Origin of the sequence: Alginatibacterium sediminis (genome assembly GCF_003610775.1) — a bacterium.
GTDB classification, from domain to species: domain Bacteria; phylum Pseudomonadota; class Gammaproteobacteria; order Enterobacterales; family Celerinatantimonadaceae; genus Alginatibacterium; species Alginatibacterium sediminis.
In genome coordinates this window covers 359,349-380,384 of sequence record NZ_RAQO01000008.1, presented here as the reverse complement: position 1 = coordinate 380,384, position 21,036 = coordinate 359,349, and the positions used below count along the sequence as shown (strand labels likewise).

At 45.8% G+C, this 21,036-nt stretch carries 21 protein-coding genes; 19 read left to right on the top strand and 2 right to left on the bottom strand.

From position 1 onward, the window contains the following. The first annotated feature begins 15 nt into the window (after window positions 1-15). Window positions 16-1,677, top strand: a complete 1,662-nt coding sequence (locus DBZ36_RS15660) for an ABC transporter permease (protein ID WP_120355895.1) — start codon at window positions 16-18, stop codon at window positions 1,675-1,677. A gap of 31 nt (window positions 1,678-1,708) precedes the next feature. After that, window positions 1,709-2,767 (top strand): ABC transporter ATP-binding protein, encoded by a 1,059-nt coding sequence (locus DBZ36_RS15655; protein ID WP_120355894.1) that lies wholly within the window; start codon window positions 1,709-1,711, stop codon window positions 2,765-2,767. A 34-nt stretch (window positions 2,768-2,801) separates the two neighbouring features. Here DBZ36_RS15655 and argR read toward each other — a convergent pair whose 3' ends face one another. Then, window positions 2,802-3,269, bottom strand: a complete 468-nt coding sequence (argR, locus tag DBZ36_RS15650; RefSeq protein ID WP_120355893.1) for a transcriptional regulator ArgR — start codon at window positions 3,267-3,269, stop codon at window positions 2,802-2,804. Between the two features lie 193 nt (window positions 3,270-3,462). Between argR and DBZ36_RS15645 the strand changes: the two genes are divergently transcribed. From DBZ36_RS15645 to alr, 17 genes are all read left to right on the top strand, one after another. Further along, window positions 3,463-4,206: a transporter substrate-binding domain-containing protein gene (locus DBZ36_RS15645; RefSeq protein ID WP_120355892.1), complete on the top strand. Its 744-nt coding sequence runs from the start codon at window positions 3,463-3,465 to the stop codon at window positions 4,204-4,206. 284 nt (window positions 4,207-4,490) lie between these two features. After that, window positions 4,491-5,417, top strand: a complete 927-nt coding sequence (gene mdh / locus DBZ36_RS15640) for a malate dehydrogenase (RefSeq protein ID WP_120355891.1) — start codon at window positions 4,491-4,493, stop codon at window positions 5,415-5,417. Window positions 5,418-5,609: 192 nt separating this feature from the next. Beyond that, a complete protein-coding gene (locus DBZ36_RS15635) occupies window positions 5,610-7,154 on the top strand; it encodes an AbgT family transporter (RefSeq protein WP_233558159.1) in 1,545 nt (514 codons plus the stop codon). 106 nt (window positions 7,155-7,260) lie between these two features. Beyond that, entirely contained in the window at window positions 7,261-8,037 is a 777-nt protein-coding gene (locus DBZ36_RS15630; protein WP_120355889.1) for a tetratricopeptide repeat protein, read from the top strand. 189 nt (window positions 8,038-8,226) lie between these two features. Continuing rightward, the gene (gene rnr / locus DBZ36_RS15625; RefSeq protein ID WP_120355888.1) at window positions 8,227-10,773 is read left to right on the top strand and encodes a ribonuclease R; all 2,547 of its coding nucleotides are present in this window, start codon (window positions 8,227-8,229) and stop codon (window positions 10,771-10,773) included. A 14-nt stretch (window positions 10,774-10,787) separates the two neighbouring features. Next, the gene (gene rlmB / locus DBZ36_RS15620; RefSeq protein WP_120355887.1) at window positions 10,788-11,525 is read left to right on the top strand and encodes a 23S rRNA (guanosine(2251)-2'-O)-methyltransferase RlmB; all 738 of its coding nucleotides are present in this window, start codon (window positions 10,788-10,790) and stop codon (window positions 11,523-11,525) included. A gap of 89 nt (window positions 11,526-11,614) precedes the next feature. After that, on the top strand, window positions 11,615-12,124 hold the full coding sequence (locus tag DBZ36_RS15615) for a 2TM domain-containing protein (RefSeq protein ID WP_120355886.1): 510 nt from the start codon (window positions 11,615-11,617) through the stop codon (window positions 12,122-12,124). Window positions 12,125-12,262: 138 nt separating this feature from the next. Beyond that, window positions 12,263-12,685: a 30S ribosomal protein S6 gene (rpsF, locus tag DBZ36_RS15610; protein ID WP_120355885.1), complete on the top strand. Its 423-nt coding sequence runs from the start codon at window positions 12,263-12,265 to the stop codon at window positions 12,683-12,685. Between the two features lie 8 nt (window positions 12,686-12,693). After that, window positions 12,694-13,008, top strand: coding sequence for a primosomal replication protein N (gene priB, locus DBZ36_RS15605; RefSeq protein ID WP_120355884.1), 315 nt, complete (start codon window positions 12,694-12,696; stop codon window positions 13,006-13,008). Window positions 13,009-13,012: 4 nt separating this feature from the next. After that, window positions 13,013-13,240 carry a 30S ribosomal protein S18 gene (gene rpsR, locus DBZ36_RS15600; RefSeq protein ID WP_120355883.1) on the top strand — a complete coding sequence of 76 codons (228 nt, stop codon included), beginning with the start codon at window positions 13,013-13,015 and terminating at the stop codon, window positions 13,238-13,240. Between the two features lie 44 nt (window positions 13,241-13,284). Next, on the top strand, window positions 13,285-13,737 hold the full coding sequence (rplI, locus tag DBZ36_RS15595) for a 50S ribosomal protein L9 (protein WP_120355882.1): 453 nt from the start codon (window positions 13,285-13,287) through the stop codon (window positions 13,735-13,737). A 192-nt stretch (window positions 13,738-13,929) separates the two neighbouring features. Then, window positions 13,930-15,144 carry an ABC transporter substrate-binding protein gene (locus tag DBZ36_RS15590; RefSeq protein ID WP_120355881.1) on the top strand — a complete coding sequence of 405 codons (1,215 nt, stop codon included), beginning with the start codon at window positions 13,930-13,932 and terminating at the stop codon, window positions 15,142-15,144. After that, complete coding sequence (locus DBZ36_RS15585) at window positions 15,122-16,852, top strand: ABC transporter permease (protein WP_147395033.1); 1,731 nt, start codon at window positions 15,122-15,124, stop codon at window positions 16,850-16,852. Before DBZ36_RS15590 ends, DBZ36_RS15585 begins: the two co-directional genes overlap by 23 nt. Window position 16,853: 1 nt before the next feature. Next, window positions 16,854-17,504, top strand: a complete 651-nt coding sequence (locus DBZ36_RS15580; RefSeq protein ID WP_120355879.1) for an ATP-binding cassette domain-containing protein — start codon at window positions 16,854-16,856, stop codon at window positions 17,502-17,504. Between the two features lie 21 nt (window positions 17,505-17,525). After that, the gene (locus tag DBZ36_RS15575) at window positions 17,526-17,822 is read left to right on the top strand and encodes a c-type cytochrome (RefSeq protein WP_120355878.1); all 297 of its coding nucleotides are present in this window, start codon (window positions 17,526-17,528) and stop codon (window positions 17,820-17,822) included. Between the two features lie 216 nt (window positions 17,823-18,038). After that, on the top strand, window positions 18,039-19,436 hold the full coding sequence (dnaB, locus tag DBZ36_RS15570; RefSeq protein ID WP_120355877.1) for a replicative DNA helicase: 1,398 nt from the start codon (window positions 18,039-18,041) through the stop codon (window positions 19,434-19,436). A gap of 3 nt (window positions 19,437-19,439) precedes the next feature. Then, window positions 19,440-20,516, top strand: a complete 1,077-nt coding sequence (alr, locus tag DBZ36_RS15565) for an alanine racemase (RefSeq protein ID WP_120355876.1) — start codon at window positions 19,440-19,442, stop codon at window positions 20,514-20,516. A gap of 18 nt (window positions 20,517-20,534) precedes the next feature. Here alr and DBZ36_RS15560 read toward each other — a convergent pair whose 3' ends face one another. Further along, entirely contained in the window at window positions 20,535-20,930 is a 396-nt protein-coding gene (locus tag DBZ36_RS15560; protein ID WP_120356041.1) for a GFA family protein, read from the bottom strand. Window positions 20,931-21,036 lie beyond the last annotated feature (106 nt).

Genomic DNA, 21,036 nt, shown 5'->3' with positions numbered 1-21,036 from the left:
GGTTAAGTCGAATACGTGACAAGTTCAGTGCTGCAACAGCAACCCATCAAAGCCAGCAAACGTGTCGATCCTTGGATTTTGGTCGCCAGCTTTATCGGTTTGTTCGCCTTGGTTCCGCTTGTTACCTTGTTCTACTTAGGCGCTGAAAATACCGGTGAGTTATGGCGCCACCTTACCTCTAGCGTTTTTCCTACCTATGTTCTAAATACCCTATGGCTGTGTCTTGGAGTTGCCTTACTCACAAGTTTTATTGGCACCTGTAATGCGTGGTTAGTCACTCGTTTTAATTTTCCCGGTAAACGTTGGTTTGTTTGGGGATTATTGTTGCCCTTAGCCGTCCCTAGTTACATTTTGGCTTTTGTGATCACCGACCAACTCGAATATGCCGGGTTTGTACAAAGCAGCTTACGCTCGATTTTCGGCTGGCAAACCGCACGTGACTATTGGTTTCCAGAGATTCGGTCATTGGGCGGTGCAATTATGGTTTTAAGCCTAGTGTTGTACCCCTATGTCTATTTACTGGCTCGAGCCGCCTTTGTGGAACAGGCAGCCCAATTATTTGATATGAGCCGCAGCCTAGGAAAGTCTCAAAGCCAGAGCTTTTTTCGAGTGGTACTGCCGCTAGCTCGCCCGGCGATTGTGGTTGGGGTGACCTTGGCTTTGATGGAAACTTTAAATGAGTACGGCACAGTCGAATTTTTTGCAGTCCCAACGCTAACCGCGGGCGTATTCGATGTTTGGATGAATATGAGCTCCTTGGCAGGAGCTGCTCAAATAGCACTTATGCTCGTGGTACTGTCGATTATTTTATTAAGTTTGGAGCGAATTAGCCGCAACGCGGGACGCTTGTATAAACTTTCCGGACAGTCGGGCGCTATTCAAGGGGTAAAGCTGTCAGGGCTGAAAGCCGCTGCTGCGAGTTTAAGTTGTTTTACCCCCATATTTTTGGGCTTTTTACTACCGGTCGGCGTGCTTGCCAATTATGCTTTACGCAGCCTTGGGCAACCGCTTGGTGATTACGTCAATCTAGCCTGGAATAGTATTTCGCTGGCGGTGCTGGCGTCAATTTTAACTTGTATTTTGGGTTTGCTATTAGCCTATGGCGTTCGATTATCTAAGTCTCCAAATATGCGAACTTTGGCCGAATCAGCTACCTTAGGTTACGCGATTCCGGGTGCGGTATTAGCGGTAGGAATTATGTATCCTATGGGCTTGCTTGATAACGCGATCGACGGCTTAGCGCAACAGTGGTTTGGAGTCTCAACTGGCTTATTGATAACGGGCACTAGCGCCGCGCTAGTCTTAGCATATGCTTTGCGATTTATTGCCTTAAGTTATCGCACCCTAGAAGCTAGTTTGAGTAAAATAACCCCGGAAACAGATGACGCATCACGAATATTGGGCGCTGGTTCAACGCGTACACTGTGGCGTATTCATGTACCACTGATGCGTCCGAGTATTCTAACCGCTATGCTACTGGTATTTGTTGATACGATGAAGGAGTTGCCGATAACGCTCATTCTCAGACCCTTCAACTTTGAGACCTTAGCGACAGCAGTTTGGGAAATGGCAAGCCAAGAACAATTGGAACAAAGTGCACTAGCTGCAGTTACCATTTTATTAGTTGGCATTATCCCGGTCATTTTAATGAGTCGAAATATTAGCCGCCGCGCTTAATTATTAGCTTTCTTTTTTAGGTAGTTTGAACATGAGCATAAACCTGCGCCATATTAGCCACAGTTTCGGCAGCCAGCGTGCATTAAATGATGTCAATTTGGATATCAAAGCCGGTGAGCTAATTGCATTGCTAGGTCCTTCCGGTTGCGGTAAAACCACTTTACTGCGTTTGATCGCAGGCTTAGAACAAGTGCAGCACGGGGAAATTTCCATTCATGGAGAGATCGTCGGGCAAGGGCAGGGAGTGCATCGTGCGCCTGAGCAACGCGGTATTGGTTTAATGTTTCAAGAGTATGCACTTTTTCCGCATATGACTGTGGGTCAAAATATAGCCTATGGACTGACTAAAAATCAGCAACATCGTCGAGTTTGGATTCAAGACATGATGGGGCAATTGGGCATGCAAAACATGATAGACCGTTACCCGCATACCTTATCTGGAGGCCAGCAACAACGGGTTGCGCTGCTGCGTGCTTTAGCTCCAGAGCCGAAAACGATTTTGTTAGATGAACCCTTTTCAGCTCTTGATGAACACCTTCGTCAGCAAGTTCGAGAAGAGACTCTGGATATTCTTAAGCAAACCAAAACCGCCGCGATTATGGTGACACATGACCCTGAAGAAGCGATGTTTTTAGCCGACCGAATTGCTGTTATGTCTGATGGTGACATTAAGCAGTGTGCTAGCCCTGAGCAGGTCTACAATCAACCTGAAAATGCCTTTGTTGCCAGCTTATTTGGACCCAGTAATCAAGTGAAGGGTAATTATCAAGCGGGCAAGCTCGATTGCGTTTTTGGTCAATTTGAACTAGAAAATAGCGACCTCAGTGAAGGCGATGTCGATGTAGTTGTGAGAGCGCGCGATTGCTTATTGCAGTTAGAACCCTTAGATGAAACCTCACCTGGTGTTGAAGTTGTTTCTGTACACCCAATGGGAAATGAAACCCACATTCGTGTCCGCTTAAATAAACAGCCTGATTTAGGTATTATCCATGTAAGAATAATGGGGCATTGGGGCGGCGACCCTAAAGCAAACTGGAAACTGCATATCAATCCCCAGCGCTGCTATTGTTTCGCGCAAAGCCAAACATAATTGGTTTTGCTATAAGAGATGGCATCAAACGGTGTTAAGAAAGGTCGAACAAATCTTTAATCGCTACATAGACTTCCACAATGCGCGATGATTGAGTGGGCGTTATAAAGATGGTGTCATCACCGGCTATCGTACCAAGTATGCCTTCAGCTTTACCCAAGGAATCAAGTAAACGTGCAATAAGCTGGGCTGCGCCAGGGCTAGTATGGATGACAATCATGGACTCGTTGTGGTCTATATCGATGACTAAGATCTTGAGCTGACTTGAAACCGTCGGTACGCCAAGTTCGGCAGGCAAGCAGTAAACCATTTCCATTTTTGCATTGCGAGTGCGTACGGCCCCAAATTTGCTCAACATGCGCGAGACTTTACTCTGGTTGATGTTGTCAAAACTTTGCGCCTGCAAGGCGGTGACTATCTCAGCTTGAGAACCAAATCGCTCTTGCTTAAGTAAAGCCTTAAAGGCTTTAATGAGCTTCTCTTGTTTGTCGCTGTATTTCATAGTTAACTCTTAAATCTATAATCGCGTTATTGTGCTCGATTAGTAGGGGCGAATCAAACTTTAGTCGAAATTTCTGCATATAAATGCATGGTGACGCAGGTTTTTTCCAGCAATAATCGCCAAATTGGAGATACAGGTGACAGTTTAAAAGCGGTCTTGCTACACTAGCTTTTTTCGAGCTCAGGTTTCTTCTATGTTAAAGGCTATGTTAAGAGCAGCTGCAGTGCTATTACTTGTGGGAAGCGCGCATGCCAGCGATCTAATCCGCTTTGCGACGGAGGCCTCGTATCCTCCTTTTGAGTATCTCGACGAGAATCAAGAATTTCAGGGTTTTGATATTGAACTGGTTAAGGCTATTTGTTCAGCTATTGATCGTCAATGTAGCTTTTACCACCAACCCCTCGATAGCCTTTTGTCCAGTGTCGAATTCGGTCGCTATGATGCGGCAATTTCTGCGTTGGACATTACAGAGAAACGGCTGCGGCAAGTAGCGTTTACACAGGCTTACCTAGAAAATCAAAGTGTATTTTTGGTGGTAAAAGACAGCTTTAAAAATGCCAGAGAGCTGCGTGATAAGGTACTTGCAGTGCAAAATGGCACCAGTCATCAGCGCCACCTGATAGAGAAATATGCGCCGCGTGGGAATATTGTTGTGCCGTTTTCTAGTTATCAAAGCAGTATCGATAAACTCAGAGAGCGCCAAGTAGACGCTATTTTTATTGACCAAGCAGTGGCTGCGTATTGGGTAGCACTAGACCCTGAACTGGAAATTTTAGCTGATGGTAAAGTAGAACTCGGATCTGGGTTAGGTATTGCTGTTGCTAAAACCAATGTTGAACTGATCGAGCAATTGGATCAAGGGCTTGCTATTTTAAAATCGAATGGGGTTTATCAACAATTGATAGACAGCTATTTCGGCAACTTGGAGCAAGATTAGCGGTAAAGAGCGTCAATATAAGACCTACATGTTGCTAAAATGCTACAAATGTTGGTCTTAAATTTTTTGTTGGTAAGGTTTTAGGTCAGTGATACAGGCAGCTATTAAGCTAAATATCGATCAATATCGCGCTTAAGAGCCTCAATCATTGCTTTCGCTGGTATTTGCTAAGCCCCTCACGTTTTTGTTTGGCCTACAATTTGTAATTAAAAATCCTTTCCGTTATCGTGAGCTTCATTAACAAAAAAATAAAAACATCCCCTCAAAGTACACGGAGAAACTTCATGAAAGTAACAGTATTAGGTGCCGCTGGCGGCATCGGGCAAGCTCTATCACTTTTGTTAAAAACCCAACTACCAGCGGGTTCTGATTTATCTTTATATGACATTGCACCAGTAACACCTGGCGTAGCGGTTGACCTTAGCCACATCCCAACCCAAGTTGCGATTAAAGGCTTCGCTGGCGAAGACCCAACAGCAGCCCTTGAAGGTGCGGATATCGTACTTATTTCAGCAGGTGTTGCGCGTAAGCCAGGTATGGATCGCTCTGACTTGTTTAATATCAATGCTGGTATTGTTAAAAACCTAATTGAGAAAGTGGCACTTACTTGCCCTAAAGCCTGTATTGGAATTATCACTAACCCTGTAAATACTACGGTTCCAATTGCAGCAGAAGTTCTCAAAAATGCTGGTGTATACGACCCGGCTAAATTATTTGGAATTACTACGCTTGATGTAATCCGTTCAGAAACATTCCTAGCCGAGGCAAAAGGCCTAAACCCAGCGGACGTTAAAATCAACGTGATTGGCGGCCATAGTGGCGTGACAATCTTGCCATTGATTTCTCAAACTGGATTAGATTTCAGCGACGCTGAGATTGCAGCGATGACGACGCGCATTCAGAATGCGGGTACAGAGGTTGTTGAAGCTAAAGCCGGTGGTGGCAGCGCAACTTTGTCTATGGGACAAGCAGCAGCTCGTTTTTGTTTGTCACTTGTTAAAGCATCACAGGGCGAAGACGTTATTGAGTGCGCTTATGTTGATGGCGGTAGTGAGCATTCTAAGTTCTTTGCACAACCAATTAAATTGGGTCCAAGTGGTGTTAAAGAAGTACTAGGTTACGGTGAAATTAGTGCTTTTGAAAAACAAGCGATTGAAGGCATGCTTGAAACACTTGATGGCGACATCAAAATTGGTGTTGATTTCGTTTAATCACAGCAATTGTTAGAAAAAGCGCCGCAAGGCGCTTTTTTTGTGTCTAGAATTAGAGCTTATCGCAAATAAATATGATCTAAATCGATCCTTTACGCTTTAATTCTGATACTTTTACCTCAATTGCGATATTTAATGCTGCTTGTTTCGCTTTGCGAAACTTTATGTACTGTAAAACAATCGGAGGTTGGTGTGTCATCAGCGAGTGTGTCCAAACGAAGTTTAAGTATACGTTTTCTCGATAAAGTCGAAAGAGTTGGAAATAAGTTACCGGACCCAGCCATGTTGTTCTTTGGTGGGTTACTGTTAGTCTGGTTACTATCTTGGGTGCTGTCTACAATTAGCTTTGCAGAGATTGACCCTCGTACATCTGAAGCCTTAGTCATCAACAATTTACTCACCGGTGCTCGTCTGGCTGATTTCTTATCGAGTATGGTGACAACCTTTACTAGTTTTGCACCTTTAGGTGTGGTGTTAGTTGCAATGCTAGGGGTTGGAGTCGCTGAGCACTCAGGTTTTATCAACGCTGGCTTAAAACTGATGCTAAAAGTCACGCCAAAGCAGCTATTAACGCCGTCTATCATTTTGGTGGCGATTGTTTCTCATACTGCAACTGACGCAGGTTATGTTCTAGTCATTCCATTAGCGGGCGTAATTTTCTATGCTGCTGGCCGTCATCCTTTAGCGGGTATAGCAGCAGCCTTCGCCGGAGTAAGTGGTGGGTTTTCAGCGAACTTCATCCCGTCGGCCATCGATCCATTACTACAAAGCTTTACTCAAAGTGCGGCTCGAATTATTGACCCTGCGATTCAAATAAACCCGTTGAACAACTGGTACTTTGCAGCTGCGTCTAGCTTTCTTATTATCGCCATTGGTTGGTTCTTGACTGATAAAGTCGTTGAGCCCCGTCTTAAAAATAATGTGGTAGATGGCGATCCTGAGGACATTCCTAAGTTTGAAGAGATCACCAGCGTAGAGCACAAAGCCTTTAAAGTTGCGTCTATGGTTATGATCGCGGGTTGTTTGCTGCTGTGGGCTGTTTCTGCCCCGGAATCATCACCTTTGCGAGCTGAAAATGGGTCACTGGCAGATTTTAGTGCGCCGTTAATGCAATCAATTGTGCCGTTGATATTCTTGCTGTTTGTTTTCCCCGGTGTAACTTTTGGTTTGATGACCGGAACCTTTAAAAGCTCGCATGACATTGTTCAAGCGATGACTAAAGCTATGAACGGTATGTCTTATTACATCGTTATGGCATTCTTCTGTGCATTATTTATTGCTGCTTTTAGCCAATCTAATATTGGTGCATTGATGGCTCTTAAAGGAGCTGCAGCATTGCAAGCGCTAGCGCTACCTAGCTCAGTGACTATTGTTGGATTAGTATTCTTAGTTGCATTTGTTAACTTGTTTGTTGGTTCGGCTTCAGCCAAATGGGCGTTGATTGGACCTATTTTGGTGCCTATGCTCATGCAACTAAATATCTCTCCGGATTTGTCACAAGCAGCCTACCGTGTCGGCGATAGCTCATCGAATATCATTACGCCATTGATGCCATATTTCCCACTGGTAGTGGTTTATTGTCAGCGCTACGTTAAGAGCACTGGTATTGGTACACTGATGTCGATGATGTTGCCTTATAGTATTTGTATGTTGGTGCTGTGGACTGCATTCTTACTTATCTATTGGGGCTTAGGAATACCATTAGGTATACAAGCCAGCTATACCTACGGGCTGTAGCGAATCAACATAGAACTAAAAAATCCAGCTCAATAGCTGGATTTTTGCTTTAATAAAATGACATAGTGCCGATAAAGGAATATCGAATTTGTTTTAGGAGCCTTGAATGCGGTCTCGTACTAGCGCAGAGCGTTACATTTTTGGGTGCTTGCTGGCTACATTTAGTCTAGTGGCCAGTGCAGAACCGATTGCGCCGATTAGTAATGTAGACCCTCAGGTTTCAGAAGCTGTTGCCACCTTAGATGCCGATGGTTCGCAAGCAACTGCCACGCAAGAACTCAATTTGCCGGGTAAGGATAGCGATGAATATACCAGTCCACCGTCTCTGGACGCGGTGCAAATTTATACTCAGGCAGAGCTGATTTCTTGGATTAATAAAAACCAACATTTAACGCGGGTTAAAGAAGACGAATGTCAGTTAGTGGAAGATATCGAAGCGCGCGCCAGTAAAGTTGAACTTCCGTCTTACCAGTTTTTATATGGGGATATGCTTGCATGGGGTGTTTGTGTAGAACGTGACGCACCGCGTGGTATTTCGTATATGCAGCGCGCTGCTCAACAAGGTTTCCCTGCTGCTCTAGAACAACTCGGACGTTACTACACCAACGGAACTCTAGTACAAAAGGATGTCAAACGAGCGCTTCCGTATTTACGTGAATCTGCCAGCATGGGTTTTCTAAAAGCACAGTTGCTGTTGGTTGAATTGTTCGTCGAAGGTGAGGGTAGTCCTGTTGACTATGAAGACGCTTATCGCTGGCTTCACCACGCTATCATTGCTGACAAACAGCAGCACCAACTGGCGAGCGATCTTTTAGCGCAGTTGTCCGATAAAATGCCTCCGAATGTGGTTGAGCGAGCCAAAGCTAGCCAACACCCTTACTAATCCACTATAAGCACTTGATTGGCTGCAATTCTGACCTATCAGTATAGAATTGATGCGGCTGTATTTGTTTAATCAATAAATATTAAGTGCGAAAAATCACCCCGTCCTAGCGTTTTGTGAATACTCGTTTACCATAGAGGCATGGCTTGAGGCGAAATGCTGCTTAAGCGACTCTAGGAACAAGATATTATGACAACAGCCGACTCCACGGCCTCATTAATGGATTTGGTTTTCCAAACCATCGCTAAATCAAGTGAATCGCTTTCGCGTGAATTTTTATTGCAAGAGCTGCAATGTGATGGTGATGACCTCGAAACTGCCTTAGTACAGTTGCGCCGAGAAGGGCGCGTGATGCGAACGCTAACGCATGAATTTACTGAACCTTACCGTATTGGCTTTGTCGTTGGCAGGGTCATTGGCCATCGCGACGGCTTTGGATTTTTAAAGCTTGGAATAGGTGAAGACGACTTATTTCTGGCAGCCAGACAAATGCGCCGTGCAATGCACGGCGACTTAGTGCTCGCAGCTCCTACCCAAATGGATGCCAAAGGACGACGTGAGGCTAAAATAATCAAGGTGCTTCAGCCGGGGCAATCTCAAATTGTAGGACGTTTTTTTGCTGAAGGAACTCGTGGTTTTGTAAGTCCTGATGACCCGCGTTTAGCCATGGACATCATGGTTGACCTGCAGGGGCGTAAAGGTGCTCGCCAAGGCCAGTTTGTAGTTGTTGAACTTATCGACGGTCCCAAAGCTGGTAATAGTCCAACTGGTAAAATTATTGAGGTCTTAGGTGAAACTATGGCCCCAGGCATGGAAGTACAACTAGCGCTTCGCAATCATGATATTCCACACCAGTGGCCTAATGCCGTGACCAAGGCGGTTAAATCACTTAGCGAAGAAGTCGAAGACGCTGACAAAGAAGGACGTGTCGATTTACGCAAATTGCCATTAATCACTATTGATGGCGAAGATGCGCGTGATTTCGATGACGCGGTATACTGCGAGCCTAAAAAAGGTGGCGGTTGGCGCTTATGGGTTGCGATTGCCGATGTCAGTTATTATGTGCGTCCTGGCACTGCGCTTGACGATGAAGCTTACGTTCGAGCTACTTCGGTTTACTTCCCTGACCAAGTGATTCCGATGCTGCCTGAGAAATTGAGCAACGGTTTGTGTTCGCTTAATCCTTTGGTTGATCGTTTATGTATGGTCTGTGAGATGACGATTTCTGCAGCGGGACGTTTATCAGGTTATAAGTTCTATCAAGCAGTGATGCACTCCCATGCCCGCCTCACCTACAACAAAGTTGCTGCGATCCTCGATGGCGATGACATTTTATCCGAGCGTTATGTTGACCAAGTCCAGCACTTACATCACCTGCATGACCTCTATGGAGCGCTTAAAGTTGGCCGCTTGGAGCGTGGTGGGATTGAACTTGAAACCCAAGAAACCCGCTTCATTTTTAATGCGCAGCGCAAAATTGAACAAATAGTTCCGACGACGCGTAACGATGCGCATAAAATTATTGAAGAATGCATGATCCAAGCGAACGTTTCAGCGGCGCGCTTTGTTGAAAAAAACAAAAAAGAAATATTGTTCCGAGTACATGAATCACCGTCTGACGATCGCTTGAGTAACTTCCGCGGATTCTTAGCTGAATTAGGTTTGAAACTCGAAGGTGGCGATGAGCCTGAACCCAAACACTATGCAGCGATTGCGCGCGAGGTTGAAAAACGGCCCGATCGCGAACTGATTCAAACCATGCTGTTACGTTCCATGAAACAAGCCGTATATCAGCCTGACAACATGGGACACTTTGGCTTAGCGCTCAAAAGCTATGCACATTTCACCTCGCCTATCCGTCGTTATCCCGATTTACTACTGCATCGCGTGATCAAGTTCCTCATCCACAATCCGGAACTTGAGGCGGGCGAAACCAAAGCCAAACCGCGCTATCTCGATGGTGCAATGGCATACAGTGGCGAAGACATGCAGGTGCATGGTGAGCATTGTTCAATGGCTGAACGTCGTGCCGATGATGCTACCCGTGAAGTTAGTGACCGCTTAAAGTGCGAATTTATGCTTGACCATGTTGGCATGACCTACGATGGAAACATTGCAACGGTTACCGCCTTTGGCATGTTTATTCGCTTGAGCGAGCTGCATATTGAAGGCTTGGTGCATATTTCTAGTTTACGTGGCGACTATTTCCATTATGATGCCGCGCGCCAAACCCTAACCGGCGAGAATACCGGTAAACGCTTTAGAATTGGTGACAAGGTTCAAGTTAAAGTCTTGTCAGTGAACATGGATGACCGCCGCTTAGAATTTGGACTAGAAGGTGACGACTTTGCTTCGGGGCCTCGAAACAACAAAGGTGGTAAGAGTAGCAAGAGTCAACGCCGAGCTGATGCTGGCAAAAAAACGGCTGAAAAGCGTCAGCGGCGCAGTGCTAAGGCTAATGTCGCCAAAGCACCTGTGCTTGGTCCTAATGGCGAACTAGAAAAACCAGCCAAAGAGCGTTTGCGCGATAAAAAGAACAAGGGCAAGCCAAAGAGTAAGGCTAGTAAAGCTGCGAAAGCGAGCGCCAAAGCAGCCTTAGATGCGGTTAATCCGTGGGCGAAAACTAAGAAAAAGCCTAAGGTGACTAGTGCTTCTAAGAAAAAACGCAAAGCTCGCGCGGGTAAAAACGAACGCAATGCCGCGAAAGACGATAACAAGAAAGACGCAAATCAATAGGAAATAACTCAACTATGAGTCATGAAATAATTTTTGGTATCCATGCCCTGACAGCATTTATGGAACGCTACCCTGAGCGAGTTATAGAGGCCTTTGCCTTGAAAGGCCGCCAAGACGATCGCTTACTTCCGCTGCTAAACCAAATGCAGAAAATGGGAGTGGCAGTTCAATTTGCACCTAGAAAAACTTTAGACGATAAAGCCGACAGCTCTCAACACCAAGGTATTGTGGCGCGGGTAAAACCAGTGCCACCCTTAAACGAAGCGGGATTGACTAAACTCATTGAAACAACCACTAATCCTCTGTTTTTGGTCTTGGATGGCGTGACCGACCCGCACAATTTGGGCGCCTGCTTACGTAACGCCGATGCTGCGGGAGTAACTGCTGTGATTGTACCTAAGGATAAGTCTGCGTCGCTCAATCCTACAGTACGCAAAGTTGCTTGTGGCGCGGCCGAAAATATGCCACTTGTTGCGGTGACTAACCTGGCCCGTAGTTTGCGCGAAATGCAGAAGTTAGGGGTATGGATTGTGGGTACAGCTGGCGAAGCTGAGCAGATGATTTACGACTGTAAAATGCAAGGGCCACTGGCTATCGTGATGGGTGCAGAAGACAAAGGCATGCGCCGCTTAACTCGCGAAACCTGCGACGAACTTATCAAACTCCCAATGATGGGAAGTGTTTCAAGCTTAAATGTATCGGTGGCGGCTGGTGTTTGTTTGTTTGAGGCTGTACGTCAGCGTCAAGCCTAGTGCCACAAGGGTGACAGTGTCGTGACATGACGTGGTGAGACGCTGTTTATAGGCTTAGATTAAAGGGGTAAACATCAATAGAGGCTGTCATGGGACTAAGAAAACTTCGATTACAACGCGCCTGGTCGCAAGAGCATTTGGCTCAAGTGTCAGGATTAAGTGTACGAACAATCCAACGGATTGAACGTGGTCAGAGCCCTAGTCTAGATAGCCTTAAATCGCTTGCTAGCGTATTTGAAAAAAGCAGTAGTGACTTAGAATCTCTGCTTTGTGGAACAAATACCCAAGCGCCCTCTGAAAAGGCGACCCCTGATATGAACACTACCATTGAAAACTCGGCTGAAGAACAACGCATCATAGAGCATGTAAAAGAGCTTAAAGGTTTCTATACCCACCTCATCACCTATGTTGTAGTGATTAGCTTTCTACTGGTCATCAATCTTGTTACTAGTGCTGACTACCTATGGGTGATTTGGCCGGCTTTAGGTTGGGGAATCGGGATAGTAAACCACGGTCTAAATGTTTTCGAAGTTTTTAACCTTTTTGGTGCACGCTGGGAGCGTAAACAAATCGAAAAACGTTTAGGCAGAAAACTTTAGTCAAGCACTATGCAAAGCTTGAACTTCGCTCTGGTATCGGCTAAAATCCGCGCTCTTAAATCAACCGTCTACTATTAGTTCCTTGCCTCAGAGGTCCGGTTGAACCTATATGAGGCTGCTAACCCGTAAGGAGCAACAATGCGTCATTACGAAATCGTGTTCATGGTTCACCCGGACCAAAGTGAACAAGTTCCAGCTATGATCGAGCGTTATTCAGCAACTATCACTGATAACGGCGGTACTATTCATCGCATGGAAGATTGGGGTCGTCGTCAATTGGCTTACCCAATCGAAAAATTGCACAAAGCTCACTATGTTCTTTTCAACATAGAAGCAAGTGCTGAAGTAGCTGCAGAGCTAGAAAATGCATTCCGTTTTAACGATGCAGTTATCCGCAACATGATCATGCGTACTAAGTCTACTACGACTGAACCTTCTGCAATTGCTAAAGCAAGAGATGAACGTCCTGCACGTCGCGATGACGAGCGTCCAGCTCGCCGTGATGAAGAACGTGCTCCACGTGCTGAAGCTCCTGCACAAGAGGAAGCTGGCGAAGAGTAAGAGTCTTTATGACTGAAAATCGAGTGACACTTAGCGGCCGAGTAGCTCGCGCCCCTAAAAATAGTGTCAGTCCTGCGGGAATTCCACATTGCCAATTTTGGCTGGAACACCGCTCGCAGCAATTAGAAGCTGGATTTTCTCGCCAAGCATACTGCTATATGGCAGTGGCATTAAGTGGCGAATTACACAAGCAAGTGACTCAGCAAGTTACCATGGGGTGTGATGTGAAGGTGATGGGGTTTATACACCAACATCGTCAAGTTTCGGGAGAATCCCGACTCGTACTTCACGCTCAACAAATTGAATTGTTATCAAGAGGATAATGTTATGGCACGTTTTTTCCGTCGTCGTAAATTCTGCCGCTTCACAGCGGAAGGTGTTATTGAGATAGATTATAAAGACACCGCTGTTCTAAAAAACTACATCACTGAAAGTGGTAAAATTGTACCAAGCCGTATCACTGGTACTAGCGCTAAATATCAGCGTCAACTTGCACGTGCTATAAAACGTGCTCGTTACCTGGCTCTTTTGCCATACACGGACATGCATAAGTAAGTCCGAGGCATTAGCCTAACTCAACCTAATTTCGAGGAAAGGTAATGGAAGTAATTCTTCTAGACAAAATTGCAAACCTTGGTGGCCTAGGCGATCAAGTTAACGTTAAATCTGGTTATGCTCGTAACTACTTGGTCCCTACGGGCAAAGCAGTTCCAGCAACAAAAGCTAACGTTGAAGTATTTAACCAACGTCGTTCAGAGCTTGAAGCTAAATTGGCTTCAGATCTAACTGCTGCACAAACTCGTGCAGACAAGTTAAACGCATTAGAAGCAGTTGTTATTGCTTCTAAAGCGGGCGAAGAAGGTAAATTATTCGGCTCAATCGGTACTCGTGACATTTCAGATGCAATCACTGCAGCTGGTGTTAAGGTTGCTAAAGCTGAAGTTCGTCTACCAAACGGTGCGCTACGCAACGTTGGTGAATTTGAAGTTACTATTCATGTTCACACAGAAGTAGAAACTACGGTTACTATCAGCGTTGTTGCTGAAGACTAATCTTAGTTCTTATTGAACTTAAAAGCCGCGCTGGTTAACAGCGCGGCTTTTTTTTATCATTTTTTTGTCGCTAAGATGAAAGAAACTAAGCCTTACTCCGGTATTATATCAATCATAGACAAGGCATATATACGCTCGAAGCAAACCCGATGTACAAACGCTAGCGTTGAAACTAATAGAAAAGGAAACCCAATGAATCAAGGATTGAATACGATCGCTGCACTTTGTGTTGCTGCCAGTGCACTGACAGCACATGTTACACTCGCACGAGATGCAAGCCCACAATGGCAAGAAACCTTAGACGCTGCAAAGGGTCAAACGGTTTACTTTAATGCCTGGGGTGGGGGCGATAATATCAATGCCTATATTCGTTGGGCTGGCGACGAACTTAAAGCACGCTATGACATTGAGTTAAGCCATGTAAAAGTCACTGATACGGCCAATGTTGTAAGCCGAATTCTGGCTGAGAAAAGCGCTGGTCGTGATGTCGACGGAAGTGTGGATTTGGTTTGGGTTAATGGCGAGAACTTTCGAAGTCTTAAACAAAATGATTTACTCTTTGGGCCATTTAGTGAGCAATTGCCAAACTTAGCCCTAACCGATACCACTAGCGTGACCTTGACCAATGACTTTTCAACCCCGGTTGAAGGTTATGAGTCGCCGTGGGGCGGAGCCCAGTTAACTTTTTACTATGATTCTCGTCGCGTTGAGATGGCACCAAACAGTGCCGAAAAGTTGCTGGAATTTGCTCAGCAAAACCCAGGACTATTCAGCTATCCGGCGTTACCCGATTTTCACGGCACTACCTTTGTGAAGCAAATTTTAAGTGAAACCATTAGTGACCAAAGCCTACTTGCTTCTGCCGCGGACCCTGAGCTTTTCCTTGAGCAAACCGAAGCACTTTGGGACTACCTAGATCAACTGCATCCATTGATGTGGCGAGAAGGCGCAAGCTTTCCAAGCAATATTGGTCAAGTGATGCAGCTGGTGGATGACTCTGAGTTGGCAATAGGGTTCACCTTCAATCCTAATGATGCTGCAGCAGCTGTTTTGCAAGGGCAACTTCCAAGTTCGGTTCGTAGTTACGTACACGAAGCGGGCACTATTGGTAACACGCACTTTGTCGCGATCCCTTACAACAGTTCAGCTAAACAAGCGGCCATGGTTACGGCTAATTTTTTACTAAGTCCAGAAGCTCAGGCGCGAAAAGCTAACATTGAATATTGGGGCGACCCGAGCGTACTTGATAGCAGCAAACTAAGTAGCGAGCAGCAAAGCCTTTTTCAAGCCAACAAGCTTGAGAGTTTGCTACCCGCTGACCAACTTGGCAACACTCGCCAAGAACCACACGTAAGCTGGGTTGAACTCATTGAAGCACAGTGGCGTGAACGCTACCTTAGCCAATAGTATCAAGCAGTCCACACCAAGGGTGCTGTTGTCACTAGCACCTTGGTTTACGCTAAGCATCTTGTTACTGCCCCTTGGGGCTGGCATATGGTTTACCGTTTTACCGGCATGGACCTACATGCCGGCGATAGGCTTTGAGCAGTTTTCTTGGGATGCTTGGAATAGTCTGATTGCCCACCCATCGACCGCACCCGCCATAGGTTTGAGTTTACTTAGCGGTTGGTTGGCGACCCTAGGTGCATTGTTAAGTACCTTAATAATTATTGGGTATAGTTATGGTGGTCGCTGGTGGCGATTACTAGAGCGCTTTTTAGCGCCCATGCTGGCAGTGCCTCATGCTGCTATCGCGATAGCGCTACTGTTTGTCTTAGCTCCTAGTGGATGGCTAATACGTCTAATCTCACCGGAATTGTCAGGCTGGGAGTATCCTCCCTCATTAGGTATCACTCAAGACCGATGGGGCTTAAGTTTAGCCTTCGCTTTGTGGCTTAAAGAAGTTCCCTATTTGTTGTTTGTATCAATGGCACTATTGAACCCTTTGAAGATGAACCAGTCTTTATTGGTGGGTCAAAGTTTGGGCTACAGTCGTATCCAAATTTGGCGCTTTATCATCGTGCCGCAATTACTACCTCGTCTACGATTGCCTTTGTTCGCAGTACTTGCCTTTTCTATCTCCGTGGTCGATATCGCGCAGATCATTGGGCCTAGTCGCCCGGGTACCTTTGCGGTATTGGTTTGGCAGTGGTTTAACGACAGTGATTTAAACCAACGACTGCTAGGCGCAGCTGGCGCTTTGAGTTTGCTGGTGTTGGTACTCTTTAGTTTGGCCTTCGCCTACTTGTTAGAACGTTTCACGATTAAAATGTTGATGCGACAGGCAATGGCCTCATGTCCAAAACTTCAAGGTAGCGGGCACTGGGGGCGACTGCATGGCGGCTTAATGTTGCTGTTCTTCAGCCTCAGTGCTGTGGTACTGATATTATGGTCATTCGCACATCGTTGGCGTTTTCCTGATATTTTTCCACAATCCTGGAGTCTACGTTTTTGGTCAAGAGCTTTTGAGTATAGCTTTGAGCCTTTGTTGTATTCTTTAAGTTTGGCTTTATGCAGCGCTTTTGTTGGACTGATTTTGTCTTTGGTGTGCTTGGAAAATGAAGTGAGGCTAAAGCGAAGTTCTCCATCGTGGAGTGCAAATCGTTTAATGTGGATTATGTACCTGCCCTTATTTGTGCCGCAAATTGCATTTTTGTTTGGTGTTCAAACTCAATTACTTGCTTGGCGTCTAGATGGGCGTTTTATTGGGGTGTTTTTAGTCCATTTGATTTTCGTTTTACCCTACGTTTTTCTTACTTTAGCTGAAAGTTATCGGAATTTTGATCAGCGCTACATGGATGCCGCGATTAGTCTTTGCCACAAGCCTCGGCGGGCGTATTTTCAAGTGAAGCTTCAGCTGCTTTTTAAGCCCTTGTGTTTGGCATTTGCTACCGGTTTCGCAGTAAGTATTGCCCAATACTTACCTACGCAATTTGCCGGTGCGGGTCGAATCACAACCCTAACCACCGAAGCGGTTGCGCTCGCATCGGGTGGCGATCGTAGAGTGACGGCTGTGGTAGTTATTTTACAGTGCGCACTGCCTTTATTTATATACGCCTTAGCAATACTGCTTCCAAAATACCGATTTAGACATCGCTTAGCGATGCAGGGATAATATGTTTGAAATTCGAGCGTTTAGCGTCGCTTTTGATAGTAAGCCCTTGTTCGAGCCCATTACTATTAAGGTTAAGGCGGGTGAAATAAAAACCTTGATGGGCGCTAGTGGCAGTGGCAAATCAACCTTACTCGCTGCAATCGCAGGGACCTTGAGTCACAAACTGGACCTACAAGGAGAAATCGTACTCGACGGAAAGAATATCTGCGTGCTGCCTCAAGCGATGCGTGAAGTGGGGATTTTATTTCAAGATGACTTGTTGTTCCCACATATGAATGTTTATCAAAACTTGCGCTTTGGCTTAAACGCGCAGCAGCATATTGATCCAGACCAAGAAATTTCGGATGCTCTCGAGCGTGCCGGCTTAGCGGGTTTTGAACAACGCGACATTGCCACCTTATCAGGTGGACAACGCGCTCGAATCAGTTTGCTACGCAGCTTACTTGCACGGCCCAAAATGCTGCTGATGGATGAGCCTTTTTCCAAACTTGATACTCAGCTTCGCCAGCAATTTAGAGACTTTGTTGCTGAGCAAATTCAAGCATTGAACATACCTGCGTTACTGGTGACCCACGACATAGAAGATTGTATGCAAGGCGAGCCTATTCAACTAGTTAGCTATCGCGATTTTCCTAAAGATACGCTAGAGTAGACATTCAATCAGGAGATACTTATGAAAAAACTGTTAATTGCTAGTGCAATGTTGTTCCCAAGTTTAGTCATGGCCAATGGCGCTGATATTGTCGCCAGTAAAAATTGTGCAAGCTGCCACGGAGCCAATGGTATAGCCGTTGCACCAATCTATCCTAACCTGGCTGGTCAGCAAGCAATGTATGTGGAAGCAGCACTGAAAGCTTATCGTGATAATGCGCGAGGTGGGCAGTTTGGGGCTATTATGACGGCTAATGCTGTTGGACTTACCGACGACGAGATTAAACAAATCGCAGCGTACTACTCTGAACTAAAGTAGCGCTAAATAAATTCGTATAAAAAATTGGTCGCTTCAATTCAAGGGACAGTCGCATAAAAAGCTGAACGATATAGCGCTTTTTGCTGCGGGCGTCGTTTGTTGCTCAAAGAAGCTACAAGGGATTGCTGTTCGGCCATAGATCCATAAACAGCGCTAGTAATTCAGAGCGATTGTCGCATAATAGGCGACCACAGTAATTTCCAAGAATGTACCACTATGCCAACGCCGTCAAAGCCCTCCAAATTCACCGACAAGCAGGTTGAAGATTTAAAACTTCCGCCACACTCCGTCGAAGCCGAGCAAGCTGTGCTTGGTGGTTTGATGCTGGATAATAATGCGTGGGATAATGTTGCCGAGCTCGTCGTCGAACAAGATTTTTACCAACGCTCGCATCGCCTCATATTCAGAGCTATGGCTGTTCTGGCTGAGTCGGGCTCGCCACTAGATTTAGTGACTGTTTCCGAGCGCTTAGAAAACTTAGAACAACTGGAATCAATTGGTGGCTTTGCTTACCTCGGTGAAATTGCAAAGAATACCCCTAGTGCTGCCAATATTCGGGCTTACTCCGAGATCGTTCGTGAGCGTGCCGTGGTGCGTGAACTGATTGGTGTTGCAAACGAAATTGCTGATGCGGGTTACGATACACAAGGCCGAGCCAGTGCTGAGCTACTCGACTTTGCCGAAACAAAAGTATTCCAAATCGCCGAAGCGCGTTCTAGTAAAGACGAAGGCCCACAAAATGTAAAAGGGCTATTGTCCAAGACCATTGATCGCATCGAGGAGCTATTCAAGTCTCCTAACAATGGTGTTACAGGTGTCAGTTCTGGTTATCCAGATTTAGATAAAAAGACCGCAGGACTACAAAAAAGCGATCTCATTATTGTTGCTGCGCGTCCATCGATGGGTAAAACTACTTTTGCGATGAACTTATGTGAAAACGCGGCAATGACCGAAGATAAGCCGGTGGTTATTTTTAGTCTGGAGATGCCCGCCGAACAAATTATGATGCGGATGTTGGCGTCATTGGGGCGTATTAACCAAACTAAAATTAGAACCGGTGACTTGGACGATGACGATTGGGCACGTTTGTCCTCATCAATGAGCTTAATGTCTGAAAAATGCAAAATGTATATTGATGACTCGTCGGGCTTAACCCCAACGGAATTGCGTTCACGAGCACGACGTATTGCGCGCGATGATGGCGGAATTAGCATGATCATGGTCGATTACTTGCAGTTAATGCAGGTGCCAGGCATGAGCGAGAACCGTACCCTTGAAATCGCCGAGATTTCGCGGTCCTTGAAGGCTTTGGCCAAAGAGCTGCAATGTCCAGTTGTTGCCTTGTCTCAGTTAAACCGTGGATTGGAGCAACGTGCTGATAAGCGGCCAATTAACTCAGATTTGCGTGAATCGGGCTCTATTGAGCAGGATGCGGATTTAATTATGTTCATCTATCGCGACGAAGTTTATAACGAAGATAGCGCGGTTAAAGGCATGGCTGAAATTATCATCGGTAAGCAGCGTAATGGTCCGATTGGTAAAGTACCGCTAACGTTCAATGGTCAATTCTCTCGATTTGATAACTGGGCTGGCGAATACTTTGATGACGAGTAAGCCATGAAATCTGCTTACGCCAGTATCTCTAAGTCGGCATTGGCGCACAACATCGCGCGCCTTCGCCAACAAGCCCCAAATACCAAGTTAATGGCCATGGTGAAAGCCAACGCCTATGGCCATGGCATGTTGCAAATTGCGACTAGCCTGAACCATGTTGATGCGCTTGGGGTTGCTCGGGTAGAGGAAGCGCTTGCGCTAAGAGAAGCCGGAGTAAGCACTGAAATCGTCTTGCTCGAAGGCTTTTATACCGATAGTAATATTGGTGCTTTGGCTGCGGCAAATATTTCGACGGTGATTCATTGCGAACACCAGTTATTGGCATTGGAAAATGCAAAACTCAGCCAGCCGATGAAAGTATGGGTTAAAATTGACTCAGGCATGCATCGTCTTGGGTTTAGCCCGCAACAATTTGAGTCTTTAAAGCTGCGTTTTTACCAAAGCAATAATATTCAACAAAACCCTGGCTTTATGAGTCACTTTGCCAGTGCTGATGAATCCAACCAAGACTATACGCTCTCACAAATCGCTTGTTTTGATAACTGCGTACAAGGCTTACAAGGCCAGCAAAGCTTAGCCAACTCAGCCGGAATTTTTGCCTTTGAGCAAAGTCATCGCGATTGGATACGACCGGGTATTGCGCTTTATGGCGTCTCTCCCTTTGCGCATCTGAGCGCGGAAGACTTAGGTTTGCTAGCCGTCATGGAATTGCGTTCTTCATTAATCGCGGTAAGGCCACACCAAGCTGGCGAAAGTGCTGGATACGGCCGAATTTGGCGCAGTCCACACGACACTTATTTAGGCGTGGTTGCTATTGGTTATGGCGATGGTTATCCGCGAACAGCCCCCGAAGGCACGCCAGTGCGTATCAATGGGCGTATTGTGCCAATAGTTGGGCGGGTATCTATGGATATGTTGACCGTTGATTTGGGTCCAAAACCCATGGATCAAGTTGGCGACGAAGCCATTATCTGGGGAGCAGGTTTGCCCGTTGAAGATGTCGCTAAGCACGTCGGCACCATTGGCTATGAACTGGTCACTAAACTTACCTCAAGAGTCCCGCTGTACTACAAAGACTAAGTCTTGCCTGACATTTTCTCAGCGATCCGCTGGGTGGTTAACCCCATCGTTGGTGACAACGTCTCCAAGTTCAAACGGATTTACCCCTTCTAGGCAAGCAATGTTATAGCCGTACTGACTAGGATTAGAGCGCCGTTGGTGGTGGGTGTAGATACCACAATTGGAGCAAAAGAAGTGTTGGGCGGTAAAGGTATTAAACTGGTAACGCTTTAAGACATCTTTTCCTTTAACTATCTTAATATCATCTAGGTTTACTGAGGCGACTATCGCCCCCCTACGTCGACACATGGAGCAGTCACAGCGCCGAGGATCGATAATGCCATTAGGCAAACTTAGTTCCAGTTCTACTTGCCCACAATGACAGCTTGCACGATGTTTGGGCTTAATCTTAGTTTCACCAATGGTTGTTATCATTGAATATCCTTGTCGTAATTGTCGTTTTAGGTGTTGCATGGTAGACCGGCTTATCTGTTGCTTACCTGAGCGGCATCGGTACCGGGCAATTAAGATTGGGCCGATA